Annotated in this window: 16 protein-coding genes, 1 tRNA gene and 1 pseudogene; 3 read left to right on the top strand and 15 right to left on the bottom strand. The window is 31.2% G+C overall.

The genetic code is table 11. The annotated features are described in order from the left end of the window. The 13 genes and pseudogenes from C661_RS0119360 to C661_RS0119300 form a co-directional block, all read right to left on the bottom strand. A partial coding sequence (locus C661_RS0119360; RefSeq protein ID WP_017416993.1) for a sodium ion-translocating decarboxylase subunit beta occupies window positions 1-462 on the bottom strand: 462 nt, incomplete at its 3' end. Between the two features lie 32 nt (window positions 463-494). After that, window positions 495-791 (bottom strand): annotated as a pseudogene (locus C661_RS0119355) (sodium ion-translocating decarboxylase subunit beta); the annotation flags it as partial. A 123-nt stretch (window positions 792-914) separates the two neighbouring features. Beyond that, window positions 915-1,319, bottom strand: a complete 405-nt coding sequence (locus tag C661_RS0119350; RefSeq protein ID WP_017416991.1) for a biotin/lipoyl-containing protein — start codon at window positions 1,317-1,319, stop codon at window positions 915-917. A gap of 169 nt (window positions 1,320-1,488) precedes the next feature. After that, the gene (locus C661_RS0119345; RefSeq protein WP_017416990.1) at window positions 1,489-2,016 is read right to left on the bottom strand and encodes a hypothetical protein; all 528 of its coding nucleotides are present in this window, start codon (window positions 2,014-2,016) and stop codon (window positions 1,489-1,491) included. A gap of 30 nt (window positions 2,017-2,046) precedes the next feature. Continuing rightward, on the bottom strand, window positions 2,047-3,477 hold the full coding sequence (locus C661_RS0119340) for an oxaloacetate decarboxylase subunit alpha (RefSeq protein ID WP_017416989.1): 1,431 nt from the start codon (window positions 3,475-3,477) through the stop codon (window positions 2,047-2,049). A 262-nt stretch (window positions 3,478-3,739) separates the two neighbouring features. Continuing rightward, window positions 3,740-5,290, bottom strand: coding sequence for a citrate lyase subunit alpha (gene citF / locus C661_RS0119335; protein WP_017416988.1), 1,551 nt, complete (start codon window positions 5,288-5,290; stop codon window positions 3,740-3,742). Then, entirely contained in the window at window positions 5,280-6,179 is a 900-nt protein-coding gene (gene citE, locus C661_RS0119330; RefSeq protein ID WP_017416987.1) for a citrate (pro-3S)-lyase subunit beta, read from the bottom strand. Before citE ends, citF begins: the two co-directional genes overlap by 11 nt. Further along, window positions 6,179-6,478 (bottom strand): citrate lyase acyl carrier protein, encoded by a 300-nt coding sequence (gene citD / locus C661_RS0119325; RefSeq protein ID WP_017416986.1) that lies wholly within the window; start codon window positions 6,476-6,478, stop codon window positions 6,179-6,181. The genes citE and citD overlap by 1 nt, the downstream gene beginning before the upstream one ends. A gap of 18 nt (window positions 6,479-6,496) precedes the next feature. After that, window positions 6,497-7,540: a [citrate (pro-3S)-lyase] ligase gene (gene citC / locus C661_RS0119320; protein ID WP_017416985.1), complete on the bottom strand. Its 1,044-nt coding sequence runs from the start codon at window positions 7,538-7,540 to the stop codon at window positions 6,497-6,499. 387 nt (window positions 7,541-7,927) lie between these two features. Further along, window positions 7,928-8,803, bottom strand: coding sequence for a triphosphoribosyl-dephospho-CoA synthase CitG (gene citG / locus C661_RS0119315; protein ID WP_017416984.1), 876 nt, complete (start codon window positions 8,801-8,803; stop codon window positions 7,928-7,930). 9 nt (window positions 8,804-8,812) lie between these two features. Next, complete coding sequence (locus C661_RS0119310; RefSeq protein ID WP_017416983.1) at window positions 8,813-9,496, bottom strand: GntR family transcriptional regulator; 684 nt, start codon at window positions 9,494-9,496, stop codon at window positions 8,813-8,815. A 276-nt stretch (window positions 9,497-9,772) separates the two neighbouring features. Then, window positions 9,773-11,071, bottom strand: coding sequence for a CitMHS family transporter (locus C661_RS0119305; protein ID WP_017416982.1), 1,299 nt, complete (start codon window positions 11,069-11,071; stop codon window positions 9,773-9,775). Window positions 11,072-11,439: 368 nt separating this feature from the next. After that, window positions 11,440-13,647, bottom strand: coding sequence for a sensor histidine kinase (locus C661_RS0119300; protein WP_242826016.1), 2,208 nt, complete (start codon window positions 13,645-13,647; stop codon window positions 11,440-11,442). Window positions 13,648-13,975: 328 nt separating this feature from the next. On the opposite strand from C661_RS0119300, the gene C661_RS0119295 reads away from it, so the two are divergent. Continuing rightward, window positions 13,976-14,668 (top strand): response regulator transcription factor, encoded by a 693-nt coding sequence (locus C661_RS0119295; protein ID WP_017416980.1) that lies wholly within the window; start codon window positions 13,976-13,978, stop codon window positions 14,666-14,668. Between the two features lie 194 nt (window positions 14,669-14,862). On the opposite strand, the gene C661_RS0119290 is transcribed toward C661_RS0119295, so the two are convergent. Next, window positions 14,863-15,360: an AbrB family transcriptional regulator gene (locus tag C661_RS0119290; protein WP_017416979.1), complete on the bottom strand. Its 498-nt coding sequence runs from the start codon at window positions 15,358-15,360 to the stop codon at window positions 14,863-14,865. A 335-nt stretch (window positions 15,361-15,695) separates the two neighbouring features. Between C661_RS0119290 and C661_RS0119285 the strand changes: the two genes are divergently transcribed. Next, window positions 15,696-16,565 carry a LysR family transcriptional regulator gene (locus C661_RS0119285; RefSeq protein WP_017416978.1) on the top strand — a complete coding sequence of 290 codons (870 nt, stop codon included), beginning with the start codon at window positions 15,696-15,698 and terminating at the stop codon, window positions 16,563-16,565. A gap of 229 nt (window positions 16,566-16,794) precedes the next feature. Here C661_RS0119285 and C661_RS0119280 read toward each other — a convergent pair whose 3' ends face one another. Next, on the bottom strand, window positions 16,795-18,459 hold the full coding sequence (locus C661_RS0119280; protein WP_017416977.1) for a ribonuclease J: 1,665 nt from the start codon (window positions 18,457-18,459) through the stop codon (window positions 16,795-16,797). Window positions 18,460-18,788: 329 nt separating this feature from the next. Here C661_RS0119280 and C661_RS0119275 point away from each other — a divergent pair. After that, window positions 18,789-18,862 (top strand) — tRNA-Gly (locus C661_RS0119275). The last annotated feature ends 58 nt before the right edge of the window (window positions 18,863-18,920 follow it).

Below are 18,920 nucleotides of genomic sequence, written 5' to 3'. Positions count from 1 at the left end.
CATATATGTATAGGCTGCAACTGTTATGGGCCCTATGTATTTACTATTAAAAAAGTTTGCTACAAAGATTGATGTAGGTCCATCTGCTGCTCCTATTATTCCAATTGATGCTGCATCCTTTAAATCAAAACCCATTAAAGCTGCTGCACTGATAGTGAAAAATATTCCAAATTGTGCTGCTGCCCCGAATAATAACATCTTTGGGTTAGTTAAAAGGGGTCCAAAATCGATCATTGCTCCAATACCAATAAATAAAATTAGTGGAAATAATTCGTTTGCAATTCCCATACTGAATAAATTATCTATTATTCCTATTTCCTCATGTCCTCCAATAATCTGTGTTATTGCTCCTGAGAAAGGAATATTCACAAGAATTGCACCAAAGCCTATTGGTAATAATAGTGCTGGTTCGAAATCCTTTTTAACTGCAAGATAAATAAGTACTGCTCCAATAACCCACATTATAACTTGCTGAATTGTTATGGAGGTTACTCGGGTCCAAAATCGATCATTGCTCCAATACCAATAAATAAAATTAGTGGAAATAATTCGTTTGCAATTCCCATACTGAATAAATTATCTATTATTCCTATTTCCTCATGTCCTCCAATAATCTGTGTTATTGCTCCTGAGAAAGGAATATTCACAAGAATTGCACCAAAGCCTATTGGTAATAATAGTGCTGGTTCGAAATCCTTTTTAACTGCAAGATAAATAAGTACTGCTCCAATAACCCACATTATAACTTGCTGAATTGTTATGGAGGTTACTCCTCTTAGTAGAAAATCCATAAAAACTTGCCTCCTATTTTAAATTTATATGTAATGCTTTATTTGATAATAATACTTTAATAACAACCTATTTCAAATAAAAGCTTTAAAACTATGCTGTACTTTGGTTTTGCTCTAAGTATTTTAACTAATTTTAACTAGAGCATCTCCTGCATTTACGCTTTGTCCTTTTGAAACTGCTACTGAAGTTATTATTCCATCTTTTGGTGAAACTATTTCATTCTCCATCTTCATTGCTTCTAATACAATTATCAACTGACCTTTTTTAACTGTATCTCCAACTTTTACTGCAACATTAATAATATTTCCTGGCATAGGGGCGTCTAGAATTTCACCTTCTGCATTTTGCGATCCACTACTTTGTGTAGCATTATTTTCAGGTGCATTACTTTGTTGAACACTATTTTGTTGTATGCTATTTTGAGATGCAGTGCTTATTTTTTCGTAGGCAGCACTTGTTTCTCCTGTAACTTCTTCCATTTCTACTTCATAAACCTTGCCATTTAATTTTATAACATATTTTTTCATATTACTTTAATCCCTTCCTTTTATCTACATTTAGTAAATTATTTTTATCATCTATAGTTTTTATTTAATAGTAATTGATAATTTAAGTTCCTCTAATAGTCTCTGAAAACCTCAAGCCAAGAAAATACGGACTCACATGACCTTTTTATAACTCAATTATAAGAAAATCTTAAACTACTCTAGTTATTTTTGATATATGAAAATGGGAGTTTGGTTTGTCCATCCCCGCCATTATAGATGAGGCTAAAGCCACTACTAATTTATCTTCTTCCTCTATTTCATAATTACTCTCCTGAAATGAAGTTCCTAAATAATTTGGACTAACTTTAGTTATTCTCGATATATGAAAATAAGAGTTTGGCTTGTCTTTTCCTGCCATGACAGACGCGGCTAAGGCTACTACTAATTTATCTTCTTCAGCTATTTCATAATTACCCTTTTGAAATGAAGTTCCTAAATAATTAGGGTTGACTTTAGTTATTCTCGATATATGAAAGTGTGAATTAGGCTTGTCCTTCCCTGCCATAATAGATGCTGCCATAGCTACCACTAATTTATCTTCTTCTTCAATTTCATCATTGAAATAATTAACTTTCTTAGCTGTTTTTTCTATGTTATTTTCTTTATTTTCCTTTTCTAACTTTCTATTTTTACTAAATAAAAAGTCAAAGAACTTTGAAATTATAGAACTTCTCATGGTATTCCACCACCTTTAATTAATGAATAATTACATGGTTACAGTAATATAGTGAACCTCCTCTTGGCTACGTTCTGACTTTTCTTCAGCTTTCTTCTCTACATCAACTGCTACTACTTTACCTTGTAATCTTTCTTCAAAAAACTTTTTTGCCACTTGTGGAAATAATGCGTAGGATAATACATCTTCCAAAGATGTAGCTAATTCTCCAACTTCTTTCTTATACTTTTCCATCTCTGGATCCAGTAAGTCTGCTGGCCTTTTTGTTACGACTTCATCATTGCCAATAATTTTCTCTTTTATTTCTTTACTAATTGGTGCAGGTGAAGCTCCATACAACCCTTTAACATACTCTTTAATTTCTTTTGGAACCATCTTGTATCTTTCTCCTGCTAGAATGTTGAACACTGCTTGGGTTCCAACCATTTGACTTAGTGGTGTAACTAGTGGTGGAAATCCTAAGTCTTCTCTTACTCTTGGAATTTCTTTCAATACTTCTTCATATTTATCACTAGCACCTTGAGTTTTTAATTGAGAAAGAAGGTTTGATAACATTCCACCTGGTACCTGATAAGTTAATGTATTTGGTTCAACATCCATAACCTTTGGGTTTAATATTCCATTTTCCCTATACTTTTCTCTAATTGGCTTAAAGTAATCCGCTATTTCGCTTAATAAGTTTATATCTAATTCTGGTGCTCTATGACCTTCTTTTAAAGTAACCACCATTGATTCTGTTGCTGGCTGTGAAGTCCCCTCCGAAAAAGGTGAAATAGCTGTGTCTATAATATCTACTCCAGCATCTACAGCCCTTAAATATGTCATTGAGGCAATTCCACTAGTACAATGAGTATGAAGTTCTATTGGTATGTTTAATACTTCTTTTAATCTTGTTACTAATTCATAAGCCGAATTTGGAGTTAAGATTCCTGCCATATCCTTTATGCAAATAGAATCTGCTCCTAAGCTTTCCATATCTTTAGTTAGTTTTACATAATAATCTAAATTATGAACTTTGCTAGTAGTGTAACTTATTGCACATTGACAATGTGCCCCTGTTTTTTTTATAACCCTTATGGAAGTCTCTAAATTTCTTAAATCGTTTAAAGCATCAAATACTCTAATAATATCTATTCCATTTTCCACAGATTTTTTAATAAAAGCCTCTACTACATCATCTGCATAATGCTTATATCCTAAAAGATTTTGTCCTCTTAACAACATTTGAAGTTTAGTATTTTTCACTACTTTCCTAATTTCTCTTAACCTTTCCCATGGATCTTCATTTAAAAAACGAAGGCAAGCATCAAAGGTTGCTCCTCCCCAAACTTCTAACGCATAGTAACCAGCCTTATCCATCTTCTCTAAAATGGGTAATATTTCATCAGTTGTTAATCTAGTTGCAATAAGTGATTGATGTCCATCTCTTAGTGCTGTCTCTGTAATTTTTATTGGGTTCACTTTTTCTCACTCCCTAATATAAAATATCCTTATGAAATTAAAACTTATATTTCATAGCTTTTCTTATAACTACACTATAATTCCATATTTAAGGTTGTGATCCATTAAGTATGCCAAAATATTAAAGTATGAACCTTTATAAAAAGCTTTTTAAAGATTATATGCACATATAATTATTGGAGGCCTTTGAATTAACTTTTAGTCCTTCCTTAAATATCTGCCTATAATGGATACACTAACCTTATGTTCACCTATAGTTAGGTTATTTTAATTTTCTTACAACATCTATAATTGTTCCATCTCTATATTCAACTATTGCAACTACTTCATCTTCATATTGAATTTTATCTGGAGTACCTACAATGGATTCTGCCTTATTTTTTAATTCCTCAATTGTATATACTGGTATATCGCTGTTTTTAAATTGATCTATTAAATCTGTTCTCTTAGGATTAATTGCCATACCAAGCTCTGTAACAACTAAGTCAATGCTATCCCCTGGAGTTATCACTGTATTTACTGAATCAACTACAGTTGGTATTCTTCCTCTGATAAGAGGTCCAACAATCATGGTTAATTTTGCACTTGCCGCAGTGTCACAATGTCCACCAGAAGCTCCCCTTAAAACTCCATCTGAGCCTGTAAGAACATTTACATTAAAATCTGTATCAATTTCTAGTGCAGATAAAACCACCACATCCAACTTGTTAGCAATACATCCTTTATTGTGTGGGTTTGCATAAAAAGATGCATCTATTTCATGATGCATAGGATTTTTACTTATGGAATCCACAGCACTTAAATCAAAACCTTGCACATCAAAGATATTTTTAATTAGTCCTTCTTCATGCATTTCAACCATTGGTTTTGTTATTCCACCAAGTGAAAAGCTTGCAGTTATATTTTGTTTTAGCATTTCATTTCTAAGAAATCTGCTTACTGCTAGTGTAGATCCTCCTGTTCCTGTTTGGAAGGAGAATCCATCTTTAAAATATCCTGATTCAATTATTGCTTTGCTAGCATATTCAGCAATGAGTAACTCTTTAGGATTTTTGGTGAATCTAGTGGCACCTGATGCTATACCAGATGGATTACCTATTTCATCTACCTTTACAACATAATCCACATCTCTTTGATCAATACTTGCAGGCATGTTTGGAAATTCCACTAAACAGTCCGTAATTATAACTACCTTATCAGCATACTTTGCATCTACCTTAGCATATCCTAAAGATCCACAGTTAGCTTTACCTCTTGACCCACTAGCGTTTCCGTACTCGTCAGAAGAAGGTGCTCCTAAAAATGCAACATCTATTTTTATATCTCCTGCTTCTATAGCTCTTGCTCTTCCACCATGAGATCTAATTACTACTGGTTCCTTCATTAATCCTCTAGAGATTTCTTCAGCAAGTTGTCCTCTTAGACCGCTAGTAGTTATCTTAGAGATTACACCATTTTTGATATGCTCAATTATTGGTGCATGAACACTACCCAAAGAACTTGAGGCTAGGGTTAAATTTTTTACTCCAAGCTTTGCTATGGTATCTACCACCATATTTAATATATAATCACCTTCACGAAAATGATGGTGGAAGGATATGGTCATACCATCTTTAAGTCCTGATTTCAGGATTGCTTCTTCTATACTATCTAATAATTTTGTGTCTTCTGGTTTTACAGGTTTAACACGTCTTCCAATGGTTACAATTTCCTCGTTCTTTTCAAACTCCCCTAAATAAACTTCTCTCTTCCTAGAGTTATTATTAATCATTAATATTTCATCTGGAATTTCTCTGCCTATACTATTTTTCATCTTCAACTTCCTCCTTGTACAAACCTACAGCGGTCGCTAATTGAAGTACTCTCTCTGCCCTATCAACAATAGGCTTATCGATCATTTTTCCATTAAGGGAAATAACTCCTAAGCCTCTTTCTTCTGCTTCTTTTGCAGCTCGAATTACGTTAACAGATTTCTTAATTTCCTCAGGCGAAGGTGTATAAACTTGATTTACTAATGGTATTTGCCTTGGATTAATTACTGACTTTCCATCAAACCCTAGTTGTTTTATAAGTTCTACTTCATTCTTAAAGCCTTCTTCGTTGTCAACCTCTGTATAAACCGTATCTATGGCATAAATACCCGCAGCTCTTGCAGCAATTATTATTTGAGTTCTTGCACCTAATAATTCTAATCCATTTGCATATCTCTTTGTTTTCATATTTGTAACATAATCTTCTGCACCAAGAGCAATAGCTATAAGACGCTTACTCGAAGATGCAATTTCATAAGCATTAATAACTCCAATAGGGCTTTCTATTGCAGCCATCATCTTTGTTGAGCCTATTTCTCTACCAATTTTTCTTTCAACTGCTTCAATAACTTCCTCAACTGCTAAAATATCTTCTTTTCTTTCAGTTTTAGGAAGTCTGATTACATCTACTCCTGCTCTAACTGCAGCTTCTATATCGTCTTTTCCAAATGGTGTGTCTAATCCGTTGATTCTTACAACTAACTCCGTACTTCCATAGTCTACAGTCTTCAAGGCATTATAAACTAAAAATCTTGCGGAATCCTTTTCGGTTATTGCAACTGCATCTTCAAGGTCAAACATTATAGAATCCGCCCCATATATATAAGCTTCTTTTATCATACTTGGGTTGCTTCCAGGAACAAACATCATAGTTCTTCTTAAACGTTCCATTAGTCAATTACCTCCCAATCAAAGTTTTCTTTAATTCCGGCAGCTCTAAAAACAGCACTTTGTACTCTTGCCCTTATTGTGCAATCTAAAGCTCCCTTGTCTGTTGCTGTAATCTTTACATTTTGTACCTCTAACTTCTCTAAAGTATCACTTATTACTTTTCTTATTTGCCTACCAAATTGTTTCTCCACTGAACTTTTCAGTTGAATTTCTATTCCACTTTCCTCTTTTGGTTCAAGCATTATAAGAATATCACTAGATTCTACAGTTCCAGCCATTGAACTTTTAATAATTTCCATATAATTCACCTCTGTTATTTAATGTCTTCCTAAATTTATTTTAATTTTATTTATTATTGGTTTTGCTTCTTCAGATATAAAATACTCATAAGTGGACTTTGGAACTATGTCCTTAATTCCTTCTATGTTATTATTTCTTATTAATTCTCTAACTCTTGATGCACTAATTGGCTTATTATAAGATTTTAATCTTGGTACAATGTTACACTGTATCCCCTCTGCTTCAAGACAATTCTTCATTATATTATTATAGGTTTTCGTAACTTCACAATAAGGCTCTTCTCCTACGTACCTATTTTTAATTCCTAAGGCAGGAACTATATATGTTTTAAAAACTTCCAAATCTAGCCTAGCGTGAACTTCCACCGCAGCGATGTCATCTTTTACAAAATAGGATGGAAAAGTAGCACTTGAAATAATGTAGGGTCCTGCTTTGTGAATAATTACATTAGTTAAATGTTCTGTCCCTTTTTTAATTAGTTCATATCTAACTTCAAAAGGAATTACTGAAACCTCTTCTGATACTACAAATACATGAACAATATTATTTTCTTTAGCAGCCTTTTCAATAAGATGTAAATGACCTAAGGTAAAAGGATTTGCGTTCATAACTATACTAGCTATAGCATCTCCTTCTACCTTAAACTTTGATAAATTCTCAGAATAACTTTTCACACCATGGTATTTGTTTTCCATGAAAACTGCTAATCCATCAATTTTAACTATTTCTTGAAAACCTAAGTAGCTAAAAAATTCTGCTGTATTGCATTTGGTATAAAGGAAAATATGATCATATCCTCTTGTGTATTGTTCGTTCAATAAATTAGATACCACTTTGTTCAGTATGCCTAAACCTTGGTACTTTGAATTTACAGCTAAGCACCTTAGAGTGTTTTTATAAAAGGAACCTGTAGCTATGAGTTTATGATTATCGTAAATTCCTACTGTATACTCTAAATTTTTATCTAGTTTTATTCCCTCACCCTTTAAGAATTCTTCTAAAACTCTTTTTTCTTGGATATCTTGCAAGAAAATCCTTTGTTCCACTATCTCATAATTCATATACTTTCCCGCTTCCTTTCTCCAATTGATGCATAGCTAAAATTTCACTCTTTACCACATTTATTAATAAAAGTTTACGCGATTTATAAGTTAATTATAAGTGAGGTTCATTGCATTCCCAAGTTTTTTAAGTGTTTTTCGTGTATTTTTAATGTTCTTTTTTACAGTATCTCCCTAACCCTCTCCTGTTTTAAACAAAATGAGGAATTAACCATTATTGATTAATTCCTCATTTTAATATTTCACTTTATAATTTTCTTATTAAATAATTAACAGTTCAATTTTGTACAACAATTTTAGCAGTATGGTTTACACATGGCGAAGTTTTACAGCCTAATGTTGATTCCCCTTGATGAGCTTTGGAAAATCCACCCCTTCATAACCTAGTTAAATTAGTCCTGACAGCATACCTAAGAAAATACTCACAGCCAGCAAATCTGCTGAGCCCCCTGGACTTATGTTCTTTTGAATAAATAAATTATTCATTTGTTCAAGTTTTTCTTTTGCATTTTCCTGATACATTCCTCCTGATTGTAAAAATGAATTTGAACTGTCCATTACATATTTGAGGCTCTCCAAACCGCCTCTAGTAACTATATTGGTATCTTCACTTCTAGTCATTATGCTTATAAGCATTTGTAAAAACAAATCATTCATATTAAGATCTTTGTTAGTGCTCCACTTAGACAAAACCGCCATAGAGGTGTGCTCGATTGTTGAAAATCCACTCTCTACCTCTCCCCTTATCCCTTTAAAGCCATATTCTTTATATAAAAACTCTCCGTGAGTTAGGTTATTCTTTTTTGAAATATGCTGAAAGTCTTTATTGGAGAGCCCCCTACAAACCTCCTTAACCTCATTGGAAATTTCAGCAATTTGGAATTCAAGTTTGCTAGATTTTCCATATAAACAACCTGCTACTGCACATATAATTCCAAGGGAAAAAATAATCCCTTTATGTGTATTTACTCCTTTAGTTGCTTTAAACATAGCTTCTTCGCACTGAATTCCTGGACGTCTTATAATATCTAGAAGCTTTGTCTTGTCCCTTTCTTGAAAGTACATTCCCTCTAGTGCACATTCATACATACCTTTATACAATGCTGAACTGCTAGCCATAAATGTAAAAAAATTCATGTCCTTATGGGAACCTGAGTTATTACAATCCACCAGTCCTGGTTTAGGAGTAGTACTAACTTCATATAGTATAGCTCTTTGTGCTAGCGTTGCAATATAATGTGCAATTGATTCTTTAGTTTCCATAATTTCGACCTACTCTCTAATTTCTAAAGCCACTACTTCAAGTGATTTCTCTAGATGATTTTTGATAATACTTTCAATTCCATTCTTATCTTTCACTACAATTGCCCTCAATATTTCCCTATGATCTTCTAATGCTGATTCTCTTCTAAGATTATCCGATATGGAAATGTTTCTGAATCGTTGTAGATATTCATTGAGTTTACTAATCATACTTGTGAGTCTTTTCATTCTACTAGCTTCATAAATTTTTTGGTTGAACACCCCAAAAAGCCTAATGACCTCATTTATATCTCCTTCGGCATTCTTTTCTTCTGTGATAGTAAGCAACTCTTCTATTTCATTAATTTCCTCATCAGTAATGTTATCCATAGCACTAATTGCAGCTAATACTTCTAAGTGTTGCCTAATTTTATATATTTCAAATACATCTTCCATTGTAATCCTTTTTACTACAACTCCTACTCGTGGTATATATTCTACAAGTTCTTCAACTTCTAATGCTCTTAGGGCTTCCCTCACCGGAGTTCTACTTATATTCAATCTTTCAGCATACTCCTTTTCCACAATTCTTTCCCCAACAGGAATTTTACCGCTTATAATTGTATTTCTTAAACTTTCATATACTATTTCCCTAATCGGCTTATTCTGATGAAAATTTGTACTTCTAACAAATTCATCCATATAATTTATCATATAAATCTTCCTCTCCACATTGCTAAATGTTAAGATAACTCATTATAAATTTTACCCAACCTTATTGAAAATATCTATAGCTTTTAATCTTCATTATTAATAAAAAGTAAATATAATTTTGACTTATCAATAGAGTTTACAATGTATTATATTGAACACTATATAAGTGAGATACTATTTATATTTAAACATATTTATTTTAAAATATACAATAAAAAAAGTTCCCTGAGGAACTTTTTTTATTAAAAACTTAGTTGTTTGTAGTTGACTATTATTCTATAATGGCATAGCTCCTGTAATTGCTGCAGCTAATACAAAAATTACAAATGTACCAATTGACCATATAGCTGCATGTTTTTGCCATTCTCCCATATCCACTTCCGTCAATTGAAGTAACAAGTATATGAAAGCTACTAGTGGGCTTAACAAATGGAATGCTTGTCCCATCGTAGAAGCTATACCTATCTGTAATGGTGTAAATCCATAAGCTACTCCTGTTTCTGCTAGTACAGGTAATACACCAAAATAAAAGGCATCGTTTGATAATAAGAATGTTCCTGGTATACTAATTATTGCTGTAACTAGTGACCAGTGAGAGCCAAAGGCTTTAGGTACTATTGATGCTAAGTTTAGAGCAATTGCTTCTGCCATTTTTGTTTCTGTTAGTATTCCCATAAATACTCCAGCCGCAAGTACCATAACAACAACTTGTATAGCGTTTCCAGCATGAATTTCTATAAGCTGTCTTTGTGTCTTTAAGTGAGGATAGTTGATAATAAGTGCTAAGGCTACTCCAACTTCAAAGATTACTGCCGCAGGTACCTTTCCAGAAATTAAAGTATACATAACTAGAATAGTCAAAATAAAGTTGACCCATATTAACTTTGGTCTCTTTAACTCTTTTTCTTCATCACTTAGTGTAGCAGACATTTCAGCTAAAGTGTCATTAGTAATTTGTACAATACCAAGTCTTTTACGTTCTTTTAATCCAAGGTAATAAGCAACTCCTATAACATAAATTATTGCAATTATCATTCCTGGAACAAGAGGTCTTAGTATATCTGATCCTTCAATTTTTAAAGCAGACATTATACGAGCAGTTGGGCCTCCCCATGGTAGAAGATTCATTATCGAGTTTTGCATTATTATTATTGTAGCTAAGTAAAGAGGTTTAATTTTAAGCTTTTTATAAACTGGTAGTAAAGCTGAACATACTATCATTGTAGTCGTCGAGCCATCACCATCTACTGACACCACTGCAGCTAATATTGCAGTTCCAACAAGGACTTTTACTGGATCACCCTTAACAAACTTTACAATTGCATTAACAAGTGGATCAAATAAGCCAACGTTAATCATAATTCCAAAGAAAAGAATTGCAAATAAAAGCATTGTAGCCGTGGGCGCAACACCTTTTATTCCTGTAAGTGCAAACTTTCCAATATTCACACCAAACCCACCAAATATAGCAAATATAACTGGAACGACTATAAGAGAAGTAAATGCTGTCATTCTTTTTGTCATAATTAAAATCATAAAAGTAAGTACTATTCCATAACCTAATATAGCTAACATAATATACACCTCCGTAAATTTGTAAACGTTTTTAAATTATACTTAAATTCTCTAGCTAGATTAAGTTCATTATATATACTTATTTTTTTAAATTCAACAAGTTTTTTGTTATTTTCCTTCAATTTTTGTAATTTTTTTTCAATTCTTAAAGTAATATTAAAGTAATCTTAAAATAATCTTAAAATAATTTTTGCCATTTTTTTCCGAGACCAATCTTCTTCAACTCATAAGCTTAAAAGTATTCTTAATAATAAATTTAAATGTTCTTAAAATTATTTTTTCCAATGGAAAAATATGAGATTTGATACTTTTCATCATATCAAATCTCTCAGAAACTTTTAATTCTTTGTAAGCTATAATAATACTGTTTATTGGTTAACCAATAGTTTTTTTATTATCTTTGATAGTTTACTAATTTCTATAGGTTTAGACATATAAGCATCTACTTTTACATCTTTACCTATATCCATTTGATTTTCATCCATATATCCGCTGACAAGTACTATAGGGATATTTTTTTCTATCTCCTTAATTTTATATGCCAACTCACTTCCATTAATGTTTGGCATCATGTAATCAGTGATAACTAAATCTATATTTTTATAATTATATTTGATTATTTCTAAAGCTTTTGTAGAGTCTGTTTCTGAAACTACACAGTATCCAAGATGTTCTAAACCTTTTTTCAACACCTTAATTACCTTCTCATTATCATCAACAATTAAAATCTTTTTTCCTACATAAGACTCCTCTTCTTTGAGCTCCTGATATTCTTGCCCTGCATAAGTTAGAGGTAGATATACTTTGAATAAACTTCCTTTTCCTAATTCACTTTCAACTGTTATTATGCCTCCGTATTTATCTATAATATTTTTCACAACGAATAATCCCAACCCCGTACCTTCACCAACAGATTTTGTTGTGAAAAAAGGTTCAAATATTCGTTGTTGAGTCTCTTCGTCCATTCCACAGCCGTTATCTTTAATTACTAACTCTGCATAAAACGAATCCTTTCTTACCTCTTTTATACTTGTACCCTCCACTCTTCTCAATGATATTTCCAATATTCCATCCATGTGTTTTATTGCTTGATATGCATTAGTGCATAAATTAAATATAACTTGATGTATATGAGTGAAATTTGCATCTACGTAACCACAATTTTCTTGTATATTCTCTTTAATTATTATATTCTTAGGGATAACTGTTTTAATAAGCTTTACAGTTTCTTTAGTAACCTGGTTTATATTAATTTGTTCTACTTTAGTTATATTTTTATCATTTCTGCTAAACACTAAAATCTGTTCAATTAAATCTTTACCCTTCTCAGAAGCCTTTAATATTTCTTCCACATCCTCATAATATTCGCTATCCTTAGGTAACCTCATGAGTAAAAGTTCTGAATAACCTAATATTGGTGTCAATAAATTATTGATATCATGTGCTATTCCTCCTGCAAAGGTTCCTACCATTTTAAGCTTATTTGAATGATATATTTCTGCCTCCTTCTCCCTAAGTCTTTCTGAAGCTTCATTTAGCATCTTTAGATACTTTGTTTCCTTTTCTAGTTCTTCTTTATTTTTTTTCATTTTAATGAGAATAGTTATAAATATTGATATGATAATAGTTATTAAAATAGCAATTATTATAATCTGACCTAAAAATCTATTAATAGGTTCTTGTACTTCATCATAGGACATAGTTAATGCTACCACCCAAAAATAATCACCTAATCTCACAGGGGTATATGCGTTAAGTTTCTTCACTTTTTTTAATGAACTTTCTGCCCACCAATAGGAATGATAAATATCTGTCCCTTCTTCTCCAGCAAGTTGCGCATCAATGAGTTCTTCTAATTCTTTAAAATCTAATTCTGGATGTAAATGTTTTCTTGTTTCTATAACATCCATACCAACTTGTTCTTTTACATTATGCATTATTATTATTCCATATTGATCCTTAACCAATGCGTAACCCTTTTCTCCAATTTTTACAGGTCGAATCAATTTATTATAAATAGCATCTAGGCTTATGCTCACAGATAATACCCCTTTAAAGTGATTTTCACTGAAAATCGGCTCATAAATATACAGCATAAACTCATTTTTTTCTTCGTCTAAATAAGGATTAGCAATGTAGGCTTTCTTACTAGAAATAACATAATCAACATTTGCTTGAACATGATTTTTTATAGTCTTTGGATCCTCTGGGTATTTATTAACCATTTTTCCATCTTTATCAAAAATATAAACTCCATCAATAGATTCTTTCTGCGCTTCATAAAAGGCCTTCAGTTTTACACTATAACTTTCCTTTTCTATAAGAGAGGCTTTCCCAATAATTTCAGTATCTAAGGTAATAATTTTCATACTATCTTTAATGTCATTGATAAATAACTCTATACTACGTGATATAGACCTGGAAATCCCAAGCATATTTTGTTGTTGTTGGAATACAATTGTCTTCTCGTATTGCCTATATGTAAAATAAGTCAGTGCACTTAGAATAATTACTAGTATAATTCCAACCAATAGTTTTATTTTCTTTTTTCTTGTTAAATGTTTTCCTTTTAGCATTTTAATCACAAATAGTACCTCCAAAGAATTAGTCATTTATATTATGCATTGCTTATATACATTTTAATTATAAGGATAATTAATTGTATTAATAATTTATACTCAAGTATTAAATGCAACCTAGAGTAAATAATAAGTTTAAAACCAATATATCAAACTGCAATTTAATTCACAACTATGCTTTAGGATTAATAATCTCTTGTCTATAAAATAATATTGATTTTCTTACATAGTATTTATTATAATTATGTTAAATTCTTTATATAATTTTAAATCTAAAAACTTTAAATACTTACCTTGTGTGAGTTATTAGCATTATGGAGGAAATATGGGAAAAGCAAAAATTCTTATTGTAGAAGATGAAGAAGCTATTAGAAAACTAATCTATAGAACTCTTACTCTGGAGGGTATGTTAGTTTATCAAGCAGAAAGCGGCGAGGAAGGGCTTGAAATGGTAGCTAATACTGACTTTGACTTAATTATATTAGATATATTGATGGATGGAATTTCCGGTTATGAAGTTGCTCAAACTATTAGAAATTCCAACTTACAATTACCAATCATATTTCTCAGTGGAAAAAGAGAAGATGAAGATATTATTCGAGGATTAAACATTGGAGCGGATAGTTATATCACAAAACCTTTCAGCCCCTCTGTACTTGGTGCTCAAGTAAAATCCCAACTGAAAAGACGTGAAGAAATCTTAAACAAAAATACTTTCGCTATGAGTTTAGTTCATGGACCTTTTAGATTTGATTTAAATGGTTATAAATTTTATAAAAATGATTTAGAAATAAAATTATCTTCAAAAGAAATTAAGCTTATAAAATTCTTTATGGAAAATCCCAATCAAGTATTTACCAAAGAAGAACTTTATGAGAATATATGGAATAATAATGATGTAGACTATAATAGCATTATGGTTTACATGAAATATTTAAGAAATAAAATCGAAGATAATCCCAGCAAACCTAAGTATATTAAAACTATTTGGGGAATTGGATATCAATTTTCAATTTAGAGCTACTGCTTACTTTCTCAAAGTAAGCAGTAGCTTCTTATAATTTTATTTCACTTATTGTAAATATATTTCTCAAACAACTCCTTACTGTTTTTAGAATGAAGCAAGTATGCTTCAAGCATTAAATATCAATTATAAATCTAAATAAAAACATTTCTTTAATCTCATGTTCAATACACTGTGTTTTATTGATTTTAGAATAAAAAATGTTCTTTTAAAAACTTTATTATTATTGGGAAAATAGTTATTACTGTGGTAAGACGTATTAGATGCATCAATGCTACTATATGTGTCTGAGCTCCATATGCTTCAGACAATAGTGACATATCAGTAAGTCCTCCTGGGGAACTACTAAATAATGCAGTTACTAAATCTAAACCCGTAATTTTATGTATTAAAATTCCTAATAATAAACTAAATATAGTTAATCCAATTACTAATACAATGGAGGGCAATATTAATTTTTTCAATGCTAATATTGCTTCCATATTAAAGTTTAATCCTAGCATTCCCCCAACAACAATCTGTGCTACTAACTTAAAGTCTCTTGGTATATAGCCTTGTGAGGTTTTTATATTGTAGACAGCTACAAATACCATTGCTCCAATCAATGCTCCTGCAGGTATCTTTAGCTTAATTCCCATATAACCACCAACAGCTGCAATAACTAACGTATATACTATCTTTTCCATAACTAAACTCCTTTTCTAATAAATAAAATCATTACTGTTCTTCAATTCTGACCTATATACCAAAAATAGATAAATTCATTTTAGTCCCTTATCTAGAATGAAGTAATCACCTAATATAATAGTGGCTTATTAATGTCTTATGAATATCATACAACACTTCAATCCTAATTTTTAGCATAATAAGTTTATAAAAAAATCCTATGCTACTGATGAACTAAATAACCTTAGTTCTTGACCACTTTATATTAAGTTTAGTATATTATTAGAAATAAATAAAATAATATTTTATTATAAATAACCATAAAAAAATATTATATCTAAATTGGAGGAAGGAAATGGACAATAGAGACTGGCTTATTCTTAAAGTTTTATATGACAAAAAAAATATAACTAAAGCCGCTGAAACTTTATATATCTCTCAACCAGCACTGACCAATAGGTTAAAGCAAATGGAAAAAGAGTTTGGTGTAAATATTGTAACAAGAGGAAGAAGAGGTGTATGCTTTACCCCTCAAGGAGAATACTTATATCAATGTGCTAACGAGATATTGCAAAAAATAGAAAAAGCAAAAGAAACCCTTTGGAATATGGATAATGATGTGGTAGGAACACTGAAACTAGGAGTATCTCGTTTTATGATGAAACACAAGCTTCCCGCTTTATTAAAGCTTTTTAAAACTAAATATCCTAAAGTTGAGTTTAAAATAATTACAGATTGGAGTAGCGATATAGTAAATATGTTGGCTAATAAAGATATTCATCTTGGGTTTGTTCGAGGAGATTATAGATGGAAATGCGAGAAACACCTATTGTTCGAGGAAAATATATGTGTTGTTTCAAAAAATAACATTGAGTTAGAAAATCTTCCTAACCTTCCTAGAATAGATTATCAAACGGATCATTTATTAAAGTCATTAATTGACAATTGGTGGACTGACAACTTTACTATCGGTCCACTAGTAAGTATGAATGTTGATCAACTTGAAACTTGTAAGGAAATGGTCATCAATGACCTAGGTTATGGAATTATGCCTAGGCTTGTGGTAAATAATTTAAATGATCTACACATAATTAATTTATTTAATAAAAACGGAACTCCTATAATAAGAAAAACTTGGTTGTTTTACGAAAAAGAGGTTTTAAATTTAAATGTAGTTAACGCATTTGTTGATTTCATTAAAAATTTTGATTTGCAAGACATATGATGGTTATTTTCACCAATAACTTTAAGATTTTATGTGATTCCATTATTATTTTATATAAAAAATAATATTTATAATAAATAACTATAGCACTTTAACCTTAAAGCACTATAGTTATCTATATTTTAGGCATAAAAAAATTAATCTTAGTTTTTTTCAATGCCTATAATCTAATATACCAGCTTTCACACTTACTAAAATCATATCTACTCTACTAACTAAGATACCTTTTTTAAATTTCCATGATAATTGGAAGTATAGTTGGCCTTCTCTTAGTTTTCTCAAATAAATACTTTTCAATAGCTGACTTCATATTAGCTTTTAATACATACCATTCAATAATCTTTCTATCTAAGCAGCTTTCAAGCTCTATTCTTGCTATTTCTTTTATTTCATTAATTAGTTCTTCTGACTCCTTAGCGTATACAAAACCTCTTGTGATTATATCCGGCCCAGCAATAAGACTAAAGGATTCTTTTTCTATAGTTGCAACCACTGTAACCATTCCATCTTGAGCTAAGTGTTTTCTATCTCTTAGAACTACAGTGCCTACATCTCCAACTCCAATGCCATCTACAAATACAGATCCGGTTTTTACCTTTCCAGTTACCTTTGCTTCATTTTCTGATACTTCTAATACATCCCCGGTCTCTAAAGCAAAGATATTTTCTCTATTCATTCCCAATTTTACTGCAAGCTCGGTATGATGTTTCAAATGTCTGTACTCTCCATGAACAGGCATAAAGAACTTCGGATGCACTAAAGTGTGAATTAGTTTTAACTCTTCTTGATAAGCATGCCCTGAAACGTGAACTTCTTCTAAATCTTCATAAATTACATCTGCACCTTTTCTAAATAACTCGTTAATTACTCTTGAAATGAGTTTTTCATTTCCTGGAATTGGTGATGCTGAAATAATAAATAGGTCATTTGGTTCTAACTTAATCTTTCTATGGGTAGAAAAAGCTATTCTCGCTAGTGCAGCCATAGGCTCTCCCTGACTTCCAGTTGTAATTATAGTAACTTTTTCATTGGGATAATCATATATCTCCTCAGCTTTTATAACTTGACCTTCAGGTATATGGAGATATCCAAGTTCCATAGCTACTTGGGATATATTCTCCATACTTCTACCACTAAAAGCTACTTTCCTACCATATTGCATTGAAGCATTTATTATTTGCTGCATTCTATGGATATTTGAAGCAAAGGTAGCCACTATAACTCTTCCTCTTGCTCCAGAAATAACTCTATTTAAAGTTTCTCCTATGGACCTTTCAGATATTGTGTGTCCTTGACGTTGTACGTTAGTACTATCAGCCATTAGAAGAAGTACGCCTTTTCTTCCAAGAGCTGATATTCGCTCTAAATCCATAACTTTTCCATCAATTGGTGTATAATCTATCTTAAAATCTCCAGTATGTAATATGATTCCTACTGGTGTATGAATTGCAATAGAGCAAGAATCTGCTATACTATGAGTATTTCTTATAAATTCCACATTCAAATTTTGTAATTTAACTATCTGTCCTGCTTCTACTCCATTAAGCTTACATTCTTGTAGTATATTATGTTCCTTAAGCTTGTTTTCAATTATTCCTAATGTTAATCTAGTGCCATACACTGGAACATTAAGTTGTTTCAAAATATAAGGCAAAGAACCAATATGATCCTCATGACCATGGGTGATAAAAATAGCTTTAACCTTATCTTTATTATTTAGCAAATAAGTGATGTCCGGAATAACTAAATCAACTCCATACATCTCTTCTTCTGGAAAGGATATGCCACAGTCAATGACGATGATTTCATCTTTATACTCAAAGGCTGTTATATTCTTTCCTATTTCTCCAAGCCCTCCTAAGGGAATAATTTTCACACTACTATTTTCTTCCACTTTATTTCACCTCTTTAGTATTTTATTAAATAATTTTTTATTTCATTTTTCACGAAATACTATTTAAAGTAATTCAAATTTAAAATCAACCTATAACTTTCACTGCTTTTATTTTATGTTATTGTTGCAATTTTAATTCTTTTACTATTAATAATGTTTATTTTTATTTGAACTTTTCTTCCAAGAAACCTTCTGCCTTAGATAATAACCTAATTAAAGTTTACAAATTAATTTTTCTTATAGCTAATAGAAATAGCTTTACATTTTATGGATACATGCTATAATTAAATTGTGGCCAAGCTACCGTTAACTTAATCACAACAATTCATGCAGGTGTAGTATAATGGTAGTACATTAGCTTCCCAAGCTAATGGCGAGGGTTCGATTCCCTTCACCTGCTCCAATAATTTTAAAAAATCAAAAGCCTTCATTAGTGATGGCTTTTAATTTTTTGTATTTTT

The sequence above is a fragment of the Clostridium tunisiense TJ genome (assembly GCF_000300195.1).
In the GTDB taxonomy this organism is placed as follows: domain Bacteria; phylum Bacillota; class Clostridia; order Clostridiales; family Clostridiaceae; genus Clostridium_J; species Clostridium_J tunisiense.
This window is presented reverse-complemented; position numbering and strand designations above follow the sequence as displayed.